The 13970-nt window shown below is 62.3% G+C and carries 13 protein-coding genes; 3 read left to right on the top strand and 10 right to left on the bottom strand.

Annotation, left to right across the window (positions count from 1 at the left end; genetic code table 11):
• Positions 1–56 precede the first annotated feature (56 nt).
• Both HY019_RS14840 and HY019_RS14835 read left to right on the top strand, forming a co-directional pair.
• The gene (locus HY019_RS14840; protein WP_290693504.1) at positions 57–314 is read left to right on the top strand and encodes a type B 50S ribosomal protein L31; all 258 of its coding nucleotides are present in this window, start codon (positions 57–59) and stop codon (positions 312–314) included.
• A gap of 120 nt (positions 315–434) precedes the next feature.
• The gene (locus HY019_RS14835; protein ID WP_290693501.1) at positions 435–2150 is read left to right on the top strand and encodes a hypothetical protein; all 1716 of its coding nucleotides are present in this window, start codon (positions 435–437) and stop codon (positions 2148–2150) included.
• A gap of 8 nt (positions 2151–2158) precedes the next feature.
• On the opposite strand, the gene phoR is transcribed toward HY019_RS14835, so the two are convergent.
• The 7 genes from phoR to pstS form a co-directional block, all read right to left on the bottom strand.
• Complete coding sequence (phoR, locus tag HY019_RS14830; protein WP_290693498.1) at positions 2159–3490, bottom strand: phosphate regulon sensor histidine kinase PhoR; 1332 nt, start codon at positions 3488–3490, stop codon at positions 2159–2161.
• Positions 3491–3515: 25 nt separating this feature from the next.
• Positions 3516–4217, bottom strand: a complete 702-nt coding sequence (phoB, locus tag HY019_RS14825) for a phosphate regulon transcriptional regulator PhoB (protein ID WP_290693495.1) — start codon at positions 4215–4217, stop codon at positions 3516–3518.
• A 36-nt stretch (positions 4218–4253) separates the two neighbouring features.
• Positions 4254–4961 carry a phosphate signaling complex protein PhoU gene (gene phoU, locus HY019_RS14820; RefSeq protein ID WP_035034290.1) on the bottom strand — a complete coding sequence of 236 codons (708 nt, stop codon included), beginning with the start codon at positions 4959–4961 and terminating at the stop codon, positions 4254–4256.
• 51 nt (positions 4962–5012) lie between these two features.
• Positions 5013–5798 carry a phosphate ABC transporter ATP-binding protein PstB gene (pstB, locus tag HY019_RS14815; protein ID WP_290693491.1) on the bottom strand — a complete coding sequence of 262 codons (786 nt, stop codon included), beginning with the start codon at positions 5796–5798 and terminating at the stop codon, positions 5013–5015.
• A 39-nt stretch (positions 5799–5837) separates the two neighbouring features.
• On the bottom strand, positions 5838–6695 hold the full coding sequence (pstA, locus tag HY019_RS14810; protein ID WP_290693488.1) for a phosphate ABC transporter permease PstA: 858 nt from the start codon (positions 6693–6695) through the stop codon (positions 5838–5840).
• Entirely contained in the window at positions 6692–7651 is a 960-nt protein-coding gene (pstC, locus tag HY019_RS14805; protein WP_290693485.1) for a phosphate ABC transporter permease PstC, read from the bottom strand. The genes pstA and pstC overlap by 4 nt, the downstream gene beginning before the upstream one ends.
• Positions 7652–7841: 190 nt before the next feature.
• Positions 7842–8864, bottom strand: coding sequence for a phosphate ABC transporter substrate-binding protein PstS (gene pstS / locus HY019_RS14800; RefSeq protein WP_290694223.1), 1023 nt, complete (start codon positions 8862–8864; stop codon positions 7842–7844).
• Between the two features lie 253 nt (positions 8865–9117).
• On the opposite strand from pstS, the gene HY019_RS14795 reads away from it, so the two are divergent.
• Positions 9118–9624, top strand: a complete 507-nt coding sequence (locus tag HY019_RS14795; RefSeq protein WP_290693483.1) for a fasciclin domain-containing protein — start codon at positions 9118–9120, stop codon at positions 9622–9624.
• Between the two features lie 76 nt (positions 9625–9700).
• Here HY019_RS14795 and glmM read toward each other — a convergent pair whose 3' ends face one another.
• The 3 genes from glmM to ftsH form a co-directional block, all read right to left on the bottom strand.
• Positions 9701–11032 carry a phosphoglucosamine mutase gene (gene glmM / locus HY019_RS14790; RefSeq protein ID WP_290693480.1) on the bottom strand — a complete coding sequence of 444 codons (1332 nt, stop codon included), beginning with the start codon at positions 11030–11032 and terminating at the stop codon, positions 9701–9703.
• A 62-nt stretch (positions 11033–11094) separates the two neighbouring features.
• Complete coding sequence (folP, locus tag HY019_RS14785) at positions 11095–11928, bottom strand: dihydropteroate synthase (RefSeq protein ID WP_290693477.1); 834 nt, start codon at positions 11926–11928, stop codon at positions 11095–11097.
• A gap of 77 nt (positions 11929–12005) precedes the next feature.
• Positions 12006–13910 carry an ATP-dependent zinc metalloprotease FtsH gene (gene ftsH / locus HY019_RS14780; RefSeq protein WP_290693474.1) on the bottom strand — a complete coding sequence of 635 codons (1905 nt, stop codon included), beginning with the start codon at positions 13908–13910 and terminating at the stop codon, positions 12006–12008.
• Positions 13911–13970 lie beyond the last annotated feature (60 nt).

The raw sequence follows: 13970 nt of genomic DNA, 5'->3' as shown, positions 1-13970 counted from the left end.
TGCCAGGCGTGGTGCCTGGTGGCTCCCGATGATGCAAACAGCAAGAGGTTTTTGACATGCCCAAACAAGGTATCCACCCCAACTACCGCGAAGTCGTTTTCGTGGACCAATCCAACGGTTTCAAGTTCGTGACCCGTTCCTGCGCTCCTACCAAGGAAACGATCAAGCTGGAAGACGGCCGTGAACTGCCCCTGTTCAAGCTGGAAACCTCGTCCGAGTCGCACGCTTTCTACACTGGCACTCAGAAGTCTGTTGACTCTCTGGGTGGTCGCGTGGAAAAGTTCCGCACCAAGTTCGCTCAGTTCCGCAAGTAATCGGGCCGATCGGGCGCTGTTTCGCAACGCCCGATTTCCTGATTCACATCGAAAGGGTAGCTCTGGCTGCCCTTTTGCATTTCTGCCTCACACTGAACTGCCCAGGCTGATCCCACAGACATGAACGCCCGTTCACAGGCCCCGGTCATCTCCCCTGCCCTGGTCACCCAGAAGGCCGTGCAACGCCTGCCGCGCTGGGCGCTGCTGCTGTTTTGCGCCGCTTACGTGATCCCCGGGCTGCTCGGACGAGACCCCTGGAAGAACGAAGACATCGCGTCTTTCGGTCACATGTGGAGCCTGGCACTGGGCCAGGCCTCTTGGCTGCACCCCAATGTGGGCGGCGTGTTGCCCACCTCCGGTGGCGTGTTGCCTTACTGGCTGGGCGGGGCCTTCATTTCCGCCTTGAGCCCCTGGGTAGACCCGGCGCTCGCCGCACGCGTCCCCTTTGCCCTGTTGCTGTCAGCCATCCTGACGCTGACCTGGTACAGCACCTACCAGCTCGCCCTGACAGATGCCGCCCAGCCTTTGCCGCTGGCGTTTGGCGGCGAAGCCAAGCCACGGGATTACGCCCGGGCCGTGGCCGACGGTGGCCTGCTGGCCCTGATCGCCAGCCTGGGCCTGCTCCAGCTGGGGCATGAAACCACGCCCGAGCTGCTCCAACTGGCAGGTAGCACCTTGTTCTTGTTCAGCCTCGCCGCGGTCCAGCGACAGCCTGTTCAGGCGCGCGTTGCCGCCCTGCTCGCCTTGCCGGTGATGGCCGCCAGCGGCAGCCCGGCGGTGGCCGCCATGCTGGGGCTTGTTGGCGTCATCGTCTGCCTGCGCTCTCGCCAGGCAGAGATGAAAGCCCACCTGGGCTGGATCCTGGCCGCCCTGGCCCTGGCATTGGGCCTGGCCACGGCCCTGACCACCTCAGGGCTTTCTGGCTGGGCCTGGCGCATTGACCAGGACCTCAACCCCAAGGAAGCGATCCAGCTGATCAGCTGGTTCACCTGGCCCACGCTGCCGCTGGCCGCACTGACCATCTGGCACTGGCGCAGGCAAATCTGGCGCCGCCACATCGCCGTTCCCCTGCTTGCCGCAGCGGTGGGCTTCGTGGCTTGCATCGCCATGGGTGCCAACGAACGCGCCTTGCTCGCCGCACTGCCGCCGCTGGCCGTGCTGGCGGCCTTCGCCCTGCCCATCCTCCAGCGCAGCCTCGGCTCCGCCATCGACTGGTTCTCGGTGTGTTTCTTCACGGCCTGCGCCGGCGCCATCTGGGTGATTTACGTGGCCATGCACACGGGCGCCCCCGCCAAGGTGGCCGCCAATGTGGCCAAGCTCGTGCCGGGCTACGTGGCGCACTATTCCTGGCTGGCTTTGATCCCAGCCATCATCGGCACCGTGCTCTGGTTAGGCCTGGTGCGCTGGCGCACCGCGCGTCAGGCCCACGCGCTCTGGAAGAGCCTGGTGCTCCCGGCCGGTGGTGTGGCCCTGTGCTGGCTGCTGTTCATGACCTTGTGGCTGCCCTTGCTGGATCAGGCCAAAAGCTACCGCCTCGTGATGGCCCGCATGGCCCCTCACATACCTGACGGCGAACAGATCTGCGCGCCCGATGCCCCCGTGGGCCTGCTGACAGCCATGGAGTACTTCGGGCACTATCGTGTCAATGGCTTGAGCACCTCCACCAACCCTGCCTCCAGCACTTGCAAGTGGCTGGTGCTGCGCACACCCGCTCATACCAAGGCGCCACATGCACCTGGGTGGGCCAGGGTTGCGCAGTACAACCAACGGACCCACAACTCCGAGCAGGTCGTCATCTACCGGCGCCTTGCCCCCACGCAGACGCAGCCTGACTGAGCGCGCCGTCAGATCCGGCGCACACGCGCCGCGGGCACCGTCAAAGTGAACGTGGAGCCCTTGCCAGGCTCGCTGGTGATGCGCAACTCGCCGCCATGGCGCTGCACCACATGCTTGACGATGGACAAGCCCAGGCCTGTGCCACCCGTCTCGCGTGATCGGCTGCCATCAACCCGATAAAAGCGCTCGGTCAGGCGCGGGATGTGTTCAGGCGCGATGCCAATGCCGCCGTCCTTCACGCTGAACTCCGCGCCACCACCGGCCAGCAAAGTCCAACGCACATCGATACCCTTGCCTTCAGGCGTGTAGCGCACGGCATTCGACACCAGGTTGCCCATGGCGCTGAGCCACTCGCTTTCAATGCCGGCGATCTCACAGGGCTTGTCTGCAGGCTCCTGCACAAACGACATCGGATGCCGCTCACGAGACAAGGCCAGGCCGTCAGTCTCAATACGCTGCAAGAGGCTGTCCACCTTGATCCAGCGGTCCGACGCTGGCCTGGGGCTGCCCTCGATCTGCGCCAGCGTCAGCAGGTCGCTCACCAGGCTTTGCATGCGCTCGGATTGCTGGGTCATCAGTGCGATGACGCGCTTGCGCTCCACCTCGGTCAGCGGCAAGGCCCCCATGGTTTCGATGAAGCCATTGAGCACCGTCAGCGGCGTGCGAATCTCATGGGACACGTTGGCCACGAAATCACGGCGCATGGTGTCGGCTCGCTCACGCTCGGTGATGTCTTGAGACAGCACCAGCTTGAGCCCCTCACCGTAAACGCGCACCTGGATCTGCAACACCGTTTGCGTGCCATGGCTCATCTGGCACTTGACCACGTCGCGGTAGTCACCTGCCGCCAGGTATTGAACAAAAGCGGGCTGGCGAACCAGGTTGGTCACGCGCTGCTGCAGGTCGCGCTGCGGGTTCAAGCCGAAATGATCGGCAGCGGCCGCGCTGATCCAGGTGATGTGCTCACGTGCATCGAGCAGCAACACGCCATTGGGCGAAGCCTCGATGGCCGACAGGAACTCCTGCAGGCGAGCCTGCTCCTGCGCAATGTGCTCATCCTTGACATGGATGACGCGCTGCACACGATGCGCAACCTCGCCCCACAAGCCAGGCAGATCAGGCGGCACGGCCTCTGGCGTTCGCAACCAGTCCAGCAGACGGTGCCCCTTGAGCGTGTCGGTCACGGACAGGAGGAGCACCGCCGATGCGGCAGCCCCCATGCACAGTGTGACGGGATAACCAATCTGGCTGCCAACCCACCACCCCGCGAGCCCGCCGGTCGACGCCGTCAACAGGCGTGCGCCGACACGTGACAACAGCCACGAATTGCTTGAATCCACGATGACTCTTCAAAAAGAGGGATCTTCAGGCGGCGACGTCAGCCACCTGCTGCGTCAGGCGGTAACCAGCCCCACGCACCGTCTCGATCAATTGCGAGCGCTGCACAGGCGACAAGGCTTCGCGCAGACGCTTCACATGCACGTCCACCGTGCGCTCTTCGATGAAGACATGATCACCCCAGACCCGATCCAGCAGCTGCGCACGGCTGTGCACGCGCTCCGGGTGGGTCATGAAAAAATGCAGCAGCTTGAACTCGGTCGGGCCGATCTTGATTTCCTGGTCGCCACGGCACACACGGCGCGTGGCCGGGTCCAGACGCAAGCCCGCCACCTCCACCGCTGCATCCAGTGCCTGAGGCGCCTTGCGACGCAGCACCGCACGCACACGCGCCATCAACTCGTGTGTCGAGAAAGGCTTGGTCAGGTAATCGTCGGCGCCGGCATCCAGGCCAGCGACCTTGTCCACCTCTTCGGCACGCGCCGTGAGCATGATGATGGGCAGATCACGCGTGCGAGACGCGCTGCGCCAGCGCTTGGCCAAAGCCAGCCCTGACTGGCCTGGCAGCATCCAGTCCAGCAGGACCAGATCCGGCAAGACCTTGTCGATCTCGCTTTGCGCATCGTCCGCATTGTGGGCAACCACCACATCAAAACCCGAGTGACGCAGGTTCAAGGCGATCAACTCGGCAATCGCCATTTCATCTTCAACAACCAGCACACGACTCATGAGGTGTTCTCCGTGCTTGTACGTTAGTTTGGTGTCTTACTTGATGATCGACTCAACCGCCTCGGGCGTGTTGTGGCGAACATCGGTACCCTTGACGATGTAGATGACCTGCTCGGCCAGGTTCTTGGCATGGTCGCCCACGCGCTCGATGGCCTTGGCAACGAACACCAGGTCGATCGAAGCTGAAATGGTGCGCGGGTCTTCCATCATGTAGGTGATGAGCTTGCGCATCAGGCCGTCGAATTCGGCATCAATCTCGTTGTCACTCTTGATCACTTCCAGTGCGGTCTGCGTGTCCAGGCGCGCAAAGGCATCCAGCGCGCGGCGCAGCGAAGCCGTGGCCAGCGAAGCCTCGAACGACACGTCGCTCACCGGCAGGCGCAGGCGGCTCGACACACCCGTGTTGATCAGGCGCTGCACCGTGCGGGCAATGCGCGCAGCCTCGTCGCCCACGCGCTCCAGGTTGCCGATGGTCTTGGAGATGGCGATCAGCAAACGCAGGTCACGCGCAGTAGGCTGGCGGCGCGCGATGATGGTCGACAAGTCCGCGTCGATGTCCATCTCCATCTGGTTGACCCGCTCTTCGCCTTCCAGCACCTGGCTGGCGGTTTCGCCGCTGAAGTGCGTCAAGGCGTAGATGGCCTGCGCCACCTGGGATTCAACAAGGCCACCCATCTCCAGCACGCGCGTGGAAATGCCGCTGAGCTCGACATCAAACTGGCTGGACAAATGCTTCTCGGACATGGAAAAACTCCTTCGAAAACCTGTTTTTGCTATTGATTGGAGTGGGCTGCATCAACCGAAACGGCCGGTGATGTAATCCTCGGTTTCCGTACGCTTGGGCTTCATGAAGATGTCGGTGGTGGCACCGAACTCGATCAGCTCACCCAGGTACATATAGGCCGTGAAGTCCGAGCAACGCGCAGCCTGCTGCATGTTGTGGGTCACGATCAGCACGGTGTAGTCGTTCTTGAGCTCATGGATCAGCTCTTCGATCTTGCCGGTCGAGATCGGGTCCAGCGCTGAGCAAGGCTCGTCCAGCAACAGCACTTCTGGCTTGATGGCAATGCCGCGCGCAATGCACAGACGCTGCTGCTGACCACCTGACAAGCCGGAGCCACTCTGGTTGAGTTTGTCCTTGACTTCGTTCCACAGCGCGGCCTTCTTCAAGGCCCACTCCACGCGCTCGTCCATCTCGACGCGCGACAGGTTCTCGAACAGGCGCACACCAAAGGCGATGTTCTCGTAGATCGACATCGGGAAAGGCGTGGGCTTCTGGAACACCATGCCGACGCGGGCACGGATCAGGGACACGTCTTCCTTGGTGGTCAGGATGTCCTGGCCATCCAGCAGGATCTGGCCTTCGGCACGCTGCTCGGGGTAGAGCTCGAACATGCGGTTGAAGGTGCGCAGCAACGTGGACTTGCCACAACCGGACGGGCCGATGAAGGCCGTCACCTTGTGCTCGGGCAACTCCATGTTCACGTTCTTGAGCGCATGGAACTTCCCGTAGTAGAAGTTCAGGTTGCGCACGGCCAGCTTGGCCTTGTTGGGGGTCTGGGTTTGAACCTTGGCATCCATGGTGCAGGGTCTTTCGTGAATCTTGTGAGGCCGCGCCGATCAGCGCTGACGGAACATCGTGCGGGCGATGATGTTGAGCACCAGCACACCGGCGGTGATCAGGAACACACCTGCCCAGGCCAGCTTCTGCCAGTTTTCATACGGGCTCATCGCGAACTTGAAAATCGTCACGGGCAGGCTGGCCATCGGGCTGCTCAGGTCAGCCGACCAGAACTGGTTCGACAAGGCCGTGAACAGCAAAGGCGCCGTCTCGCCGGAGATGCGGGCCACGGCCAGCAAGATGCCGGTGATCACACCCGCACGGGCTGACTTCAAGGTGATCGTCAGGATCACGCGCCACTTGGGTGTACCCAGGGCATAAGCCGCTTCGCGCAGGGCATTGGGCACCAGCGACAGCATGTTCTCGGTGGTGCGGATCACCACCGGCACCACGATCAAGGCCAGCGCCAGCACACCCGCCCAGCCCGAGAACGAATGCATGCGCGCCACCACCATCGAGTAGATGAACAGGCCCACCACGATAGACGGCGCAGACAGCAGGATGTCGTTGATGAAACGCGTGACACTGCCCAGCCAGCCCTTCTGGCCATACTCGGCCAGGTAGATGCCAGCCATGATGCCCACCGGCGTACCAATGGCCGTGGCCAGGCCCACCATCATCAGCGAACCCATGATCGCGTTGGCCAGACCGCCTGCCTCTTGAGGCGGCGGCGTCATCTGGGTGAAGGTGGCCAGCGTCAGGCCATCGATACCCAGGCGCACCGTCTCGACCAGGATCCAGACCAGCCAGACCAGGCCAAACGCCATGGCCATCAAGGACAGCGCCAGCGCAATGAAATTGGTGCGTTTGCGCCCCGCATGACGGCGGGCGCGCAGTGCTTGCAGTTCGGCGCTCATGCTCGCGCTCCTTCAGACTTCTTCAAACGAGCCAGCAAGACCTTCGAGAAGGCCAGCACCACGAAGGTGATGAAGAACAGGATCAGGCCCAGGTAGACCAGCGAGGCCTGGTGCAGGCCCTCACCCGCTTCGGCAAACTCATTGGCCAGCGCCGAGGTGATGCTGTTGGCGGCCTCGAAGACCGACAGCGAGTTGAGCTGGTTCATGTTGCCGATCACGAAGGTCACGGCCATGGTCTCGCCCAGCGCGCGCCCCAAGCCCAGCATGATGCCGCCCACCACACCGGTCTTGGTGTAAGGCAGCACCACCTTCCAGACCACCTCCCAGGTGGTCGAGCCCAGGCCGTAAGCAGACTCCTTGAGCAGCGGAGGCGTCACCTCGAACACATCGCGCATCACCGAGGCGATGAAGGGAATGATCATGATCGCCAGGATGATGCCTGCCGACAGGATGCCGATGCCCACAGGAGGGCCGCTGAACAGCGCGCCGATGTAAGGCACGCCTTGCGTGACGCTTTGCAAAGGCTGCTGCACATAGGTCGCCAGCAGCGGGCCAAACACCAGCAGGCCCCACATGCCATACACGATGGAGGGCACGGCGGCCAGCAACTCGACGGCGATGCCAAGCGGGCGCTTCAACCACGAAGGCGACAACTCGGTCAGAAACATGGCAATGCCAAAGCTCACCGGCACGGCAATCAACAGCGCGATGAACGAGGTCATCAAGGTGCCATAGATCATCACCAGGCCGCCGAACTGCTCCTGAACAGGATCCCATTCCGTGCGCCACAAGAAGCTGATGCCATAGGCCTTGATGGCGGGCCATGCACCCACGACCAGCGAGCCGATGATGCCCACCAGCAAAGCCAGCGTCAGGATGGCTGCAGCGCGTGCCAGGGTCGCGAACACCGCATCGGCCCAGGGGGCCATCACGCGTCGAGAGGGAGGATTGGTCATAGGTCGGCCCTTGACACCACGGGAAGGCGGAACATCGGCGTCATCAATGTCAGCAGGAAGAATGGCAGTCATCGAAAGCCTCCGTCGGCGAGGATCATCCGGGTCATGTACTACGGGATCAGCTGAAACAACAAGGCCGGACACCTATTGAACAAGTGCCCGGCGTCAAGAGAACATCAACTCAAGGCAATCACTTGTACGAAACGGCCTTGCCAGCCGTGTCGGCAATGCCAGCCCACTGCTTGCGGACCAGATCCTTGACCGATGCGGGCAGCGGCACGTATTCCAGCTCGGAAGCCGTCTTGTCGCCGTTGACATAAGCCCATTCAAAGAACTTCAGGGTGCTGCCAGCCTGAGCAGGCTTGTCTTGCGACTTGTGCATCAGGATGAAGGTGGCACCGCTCAGGGGCCAGGCGTTCTTGTCAGCCTGGTTGGTCAGCACCTGGTAGAAGGACTTGTTCCACTCGGCGGAAGCGGCTGCGGCCTTGAACGTGGCGTCATCAGGTTCCACGAAGTTGCCAGCAGCATTCTTCAAGGCCACGTGCGACATCTTGTTCTGCTTGGCGTAGGCGTATTCCACATAGCCGATCGAGTTGGGCAGGCGCTGCACGAAAGCCGACACGCCTTCATTGCCCTTGCCACCTGCGCCGGTCGGCCAGTTCACGGCGGTGCCTTCACCAACCTTGGCCTTCCACTCGGCGTTCACCTTGGACAGGTAGTTCGTGAAGATGAAGCTGGTGCCAGAGCCGTCCGCACGGCGAACCGGGGCGATGGCGGCGTCAGGCAGCGGCACGCCAGGGTTGAGTGCCACCAGAGCGGGGTCGTTCCACTTGGTGATCTTGCCCAGGTAGATGTTGCCCAGCACTTCGCCGGTCATCTTCAACTGGCCGGGCGTGATGCCCTTGATGTTCACAACGGGAACCACGCCGCCGATGACGGTGGGGAACTGAACCAGGCCTTCCTTGGCCAGCTCATCGTCCTTCAGGGGCATGTCGGAAGCGCCAAAGTCAACGGTCTTGGCTTTGATCTGCTTGATACCAGCGCCGGAACCGACGGACTGGTAGTTGATGCGCACATTGGTGGCGGTGTTGAACGCCGAGGCCCACTTGGCGTACAGCGGCGCAGGGAAAGTCGCACCAGCACCCGTGACGTCTTCGGCAAAAGCAGCGCCGGAAACCAGAGCCAGGGCAACAGCCGCGGCGGTGCGAATCATCTTGAAGCTCATGTCTACGCCTTTCTTGTCATGTGACAGACAGATTTCTATGGGGCGGACTTTAGAGCGCGATTGTGACGCGTATGTGACAGCAATTTTCAGCCTTGTCACAAAAAGACAGGCCGTACGGCGCACCATTTTCATGACAGTCGCGTCATGTTTTCGTCACGCAATCGTCATGTGACAAATCTATCGTGCCGGCATGCTCCTCGGATTCTGGTGGAGCCATCACCTCGTACGGAGACCCTTATCTATGACCACTCGCCGCCCTCACCTTCTGCTGCTGAGCAGCCTGCTCGCCCTCACCCTGTCTTTTGCAGGTTGCGCCAGCACCAACGTGGCTGCAACGCCGGCCAACGTCGTCGTGGCTGCCAACGCCAACCCTGAACTGAGCACATTCAGCAAACTGATCCAGCAAGCTGGCCTGCAGGACACATTGCAAGGCAACGGCCCTGTCACCGTGTTCGCCCCGTCTGATGAAGCGTTCAAGGCCCTGCCCGCCGCCACCCTGGACAAACTGGCCAAGGATCCTGCCCAGCTCAAGGCCGTTCTGGGCTACCACGTGGTGCCTGGCCTGGTGAAATCGGGCGACATCGACAGCAGCCAGCCGCTGACCACCTCCACCGGCGCCAAGATGAACGTGGCCAAGGCCGGTGATTTCGTGACCGTGGACGATGGCCTGGTCACCAAGGCCGACCTGCCTGCCAGCAACGGCGTCATCCACGTGATCGACCGCGTGCTGACACCGCCCAAGAAATAAACCGAACCTGCTCGGGGCATGAAAAAAGCCGGCCACACGTGCCGGCTTTTTCTTTGGCGAGCATGCGCCGAGGTGCTCAGGCCTTGACCGCGTCCGCCAGCGCTTGCGCGCACTGATCGGCCAGATTCTGGTCTTCGGCCTCGACCATCACGCGCAGCAGTGGCTCGGTGCCCGATGGGCGGATCAACACGCGCCCCCGACCATTGAGTTGCGCCAGCACCGTTTTCTGCGCATCAGCCAGGGCGCCGCTGGAGCGCCAGTCCTGGCCAGGTGCCAGCCGCACATTGATCAGCCGCTGCGGGAACAGGTTCACGCCCGCCAACCACTGATCCAGGCGCTTGCCACTGCGCGCCACCGCCTGCAGCACCTGCAGGGCACTCACGATGCCGTCACCGGTAGTGTGCCGGTCCAGTGCGATCAGGTGCCCGGACCCTTCGCCACCGAGTTGCCAGCCGCGGCAAACCAACTCTTCCAGCACGTAACGGTCACCGACCTTGGCGCGCACGAAATCAACACCACGGTTTTGCAGCGCCAGCTCGACCGCCATATTGGTCATGAGCGTGCCAACGGCACCGGGAACGGCTTCGCCCTGGTCGATGCGATCAGCCACCATGACATACAGCAACTCATCGCCGTTGTAGAGGCGCCCCTGCGCATCCACCAGTTGCAGGCGGTCAGCGTCACCATCCAGTGCGATGCCGTAATGCGCGCCGTGCTCGGCCACTGCCTTGATCAAGGCCTCGGGGTGCGTGGCGCCAACCCCCTCATTGATGTTCACCCCAGTGGGCGAGCAGCCGATGGGAATCACCTCGGCGCCCAGTTCGTGGAACACCTCCGGCGCCACCTGGTAGCCCGCACCATGGGCGGCGTCAATCACCAGCTTCAGGCCCTTGAGTGACAGGTTGGACGAAAACGTGCTCTTGCAGAACTCGATGTAGCGGCCGCGCGCATCGTTCAGGCGCCGGGCCTTGCCGAGGTTGGGCGAATCGACCCAGTTGGGGGCATCGTTGAGCGCCGCCTCCACGGCCAGCTCCCACTCATCGGGCAGCTTTTCGCCTTTGGCCGAGAAGAACTTGATGCCGTTGTCCGCAAAAGGGTTGTGCGATGCACTGATGACCACACCCAGATTCAGGCGCAAGGCCCGGGTCAGGTAGGCCACACCGGGCGTGGGCAGCGGCCCGGTCAACAGCACATCCACACCAGCCGAGGCGAAACCCGCCTCCAGGGCTGACTCCAGCATGTAGCCGGAAATGCGCGTGTCCTTGCCGATCAGAACGGTAGGACGCTTCTCGGTGCGACGCAGCACCTGGCCCACGGCATGCCCCAGACGCAGGACAAAATCTGGCGTGATCGGGGCTTGCCCCACCGTGCCACGGATGCCATCGGTTCCAAAATATTGACGAGCCATGTTGTTCTAAAAATTTGATAGCGCTGTACCCGAAGGCGCATTGTGCGCCCGGCAGCCCTGTTTCAGTCTGACAAATTCGCGGCAGCCCAGACCTTCAAGGCATCGGCTGTGGCCGCGACGTCGTGCACCCGCACTATGCGAGCCCCCCTGCTGATCGACGCCAGTGCGGCGGCCACGCTGGCCACCAGACGCTGCTCGACGGGCCGCCCCGTGATGTGCCCCAGCGTCGATTTGCGCGACCACCCAAGCAACAACGGGCGCCCCAGATCCAGCAGCGTTTCCTGACGTTGTAACAACTCGATATTGTGCGCTGGCGTCTTGCCGAAACCGATACCCGGATCAAGGGTGATGCGAGAAGGATGAACGCCCAGGGCGAGCATCGCGTCCAGCCGCTGCTTCAAATAGCCTTTCACCTCGGCCACCACATCGGGATAGGTCGGCCGGTTCTGCATGCTGGCCGGGTCGCCCTGCATGTGCATCAGGCAGATGCCACAGCGCGCATGCGAAGCCACCACCGCCTCGGCACCTGGGGCCTCCAGCGCGCGGATGTCATTGATGATGTCCACGCCCGCATCAAGTGCCCGATGCATGACCTCGCGCTTGCAGGTGTCCACGGACACCGGCACCCCCAGTGACACCGCCGCCTTCAGCACTTCTGCCAGGCGCGCCCATTCTTCATCAGGGCTGAGCGTGGGCGCCCCGGGGCGACTGGACTCGCCACCGATGTCCAGGATGTCCACCCCCTCCTGCACCAGACGCTCGCACTGCTGCAAGGCGTCTTTGGCACCGAGGTACTGCCCACCGTCGGAGAAGGAGTCAGGGGTGACATTGACGATGCCCATGATCCTGGGGCGACTCAGGTCGATGTCAAATCGGGTGGTTTGCCAGATGGTCATGTTCGATGTCGGGCCCAGCGCGTGGCCCCATGAAAAACGGGGCCGAAGCCCCGTGTGGTTGGATGCCGGACCAGTGGTCAGACAGCAGCCGGCGCACCATCCGTGCTCATCGGGGGCTTGTTGCCACCGCTGGGACGGTTGCTGGGAGGCGTCCAGTCCTTGGGAGGACGCGGCTCACGGCCTTCCATGATGTCATTGATCTGGTCTGCGTCGATGGTTTCCCATTCCAGCAAGGCCTTGGCCATGGCATGCATCTTGTCCTTGTTGTCTTCGATGAGCTTGCGCGCGGTGGCGTACTGCTCGTCGATGATCTTGCGGATCTGCTTGTCGACCTTCTGCATGGTCTCTTCAGACATGTTGTTGGTCTTGGTGATCGAACGCCCCAGGAACACTTCGCCTTCGTTGTCCGCGTAGACCATGGGGCCCAGCTCATTGGTCATGCCGTAACGGGTCACCATGTCACGGGCAATGGCCGTGGCGCGCTCGAAATCGTTGCTCGCACCGGTGGTCATCTGATCCATGAAGACTTCTTCGGCGATACGGCCACCAAACAGCACCGAAATCGTGTCCAGCATGCGGGTCTTGTCCATGCTGTAACGGTCGCCTTCGGGCAACTGCATGGTCACACCCAGCGCACGACCGCGCGGGATGATGGTGACCTTGTGGACCGGATCGGTTTTGGGCAGCAGACGGGCCACCAGCGCGTGGCCTGCCTCGTGGTAAGCCGTGTTCTTGCGCTCTTCCTCAGGCATGATCATGGACTTGCGCTCGGGGCCCATCATGATCTTGTCCTTGGCCTTCTCGAAGTCCTGCATTTCGACCACGCGGCCATTGCGGCGCGCAGCGAACAAGGCAGCCTCATTGACCAGGTTGGCCAGATCGGCACCAGAGAAGCCAGGCGTACCACGCGCCAGGATGTCGGCACGCACATCTTGCCCCACGGGCACCTTGCGAACGTGCACGTTGAGGATCTGCTCGCGACCACGCACATCAGGCAGGGTCACGTACACCTGACGGTCGAAACGACCGGGGCGCAGCAGGGCCGGGTCCAGGATGTCCGGGCGGTTGGTTGCGGCGATCACGATCACGCCTGCATTGGTGTCGAAGCCGTCCATCTCGACCAGCATCTGGTTGAGGGTCTGCTCGCGTTCGTCGTTGCCACCACCCAGGCCAGCGCCACGATGGCGGCCCACGGCGTCGATTTCGTCCACGAAGATGATGCACGGTGCATTCTTCTTGGCTTGCTCGAACATGTCACGGACGCGGGCCGCGCCCACACCCACGAACATTTCAACGAAGTCGGAGCCGGAAATGGTGAAGAACGGCACCTTGGCTTCGCCCGCAATGGACTTGGCCAGCAGTGTCTTGCCGGTACCAGGAGGGCCGACCATCAGCACGCCGCGCGGAATGCGGCCACCCAGCTTCTGGAACTTCTGAGGGTCACGCAAGAAGTCAACCAACTCCTTGACCTCTTCCTTGGCCTCATCGCAACCAGCCACATCAGCAAAGGTGACGTTGTTGTTGCTCTCGTCCAGCATGCGCGCCTTGCTCTTGCCGAAGCTGAACGCCCCGCCTTTGCCGCCGCCCTGCATCTGTCGCATGAAGTAGATCCACACGCCGACCAGTAGCAGCATGGGGCCCCAGGACACCAGCAAGCTCATGAGGAGCGAGGGCTCTTCGCGAGGCTTGACGTCGAACTTGACGCCGTTGTTGATCAGGTCGCCCACCAGACCGCGGTCCAGGTAAGTGGCCGTGCTGCGGATGCGTTTGTCGTCCGTGGTGGTGGCGATGATCTCGGTGCCGCCGCCGCCTTCCTGCAGCGTGACGCTCTTGATGCGTTTGGCACGGACTTCTTCGAGGAAGTCAGAGTAGCCGATCTGGCTACCACCCGTGCTGGCGCGGTCGAACTGCTTGAACACGGTGAACAACACCAGCGCCACTACCAGCCAGACTGCAATCTTCGAGAACCATTGATTGTTCACCGCGGCTCCTTCATCCCATTCACACCTGCCCCGGCTGACGCTGTATGCATCAACCCACCG

Source organism: Aquabacterium sp. (genome assembly GCF_016195855.1).
Lineage (GTDB): Bacteria > Pseudomonadota > Gammaproteobacteria > Burkholderiales > Burkholderiaceae_C > Aquabacterium.
The sequence above is the reverse complement of the archived record's forward strand: the minus strand, read 5'-3'. Positions and strand labels throughout refer to the sequence as shown.

Coding starts and splice junctions, on each gene's coding strand:
- HY019_RS14840 (WP_290693504.1), top strand. CDS start 57: ATGCCCAAACAAGGTATCCACCCCAACTACCGCGAAGTCGTTTTCGTG.
- HY019_RS14835 (WP_290693501.1), top strand. CDS start 435: ATGAACGCCCGTTCACAGGCCCCGGTCATCTCCCCTGCCCTGGTCACC.
- phoB (WP_290693495.1), bottom strand. CDS start 4,217: ATGAGTCGTGTGCTGGTTGTTGAAGATGAAATGGCGATTGCCGAGTTG.
- phoU (WP_035034290.1), bottom strand. CDS start 4,961: ATGTCCGAGAAGCATTTGTCCAGCCAGTTTGATGTCGAGCTCAGCGGC.
- pstB (WP_290693491.1), bottom strand. CDS start 5,798: ATGGATGCCAAGGTTCAAACCCAGACCCCCAACAAGGCCAAGCTGGCC.
- pstA (WP_290693488.1), bottom strand. CDS start 6,695: ATGAGCGCCGAACTGCAAGCACTGCGCGCCCGCCGTCATGCGGGGCGC.
- pstC (WP_290693485.1), bottom strand. CDS start 7,651: ATGACCAATCCTCCCTCTCGACGCGTGATGGCCCCCTGGGCCGATGCG.
- pstS (WP_290694223.1), bottom strand. CDS start 8,864: ATGATTCGCACCGCCGCGGCTGTTGCCCTGGCTCTGGTTTCCGGCGCT.
- HY019_RS14795 (WP_290693483.1), top strand. CDS start 9,118: ATGACCACTCGCCGCCCTCACCTTCTGCTGCTGAGCAGCCTGCTCGCC.
- glmM (WP_290693480.1), bottom strand. CDS start 11,032: ATGGCTCGTCAATATTTTGGAACCGATGGCATCCGTGGCACGGTGGGG.
- folP (WP_290693477.1), bottom strand. CDS start 11,928: ATGACCATCTGGCAAACCACCCGATTTGACATCGACCTGAGTCGCCCC.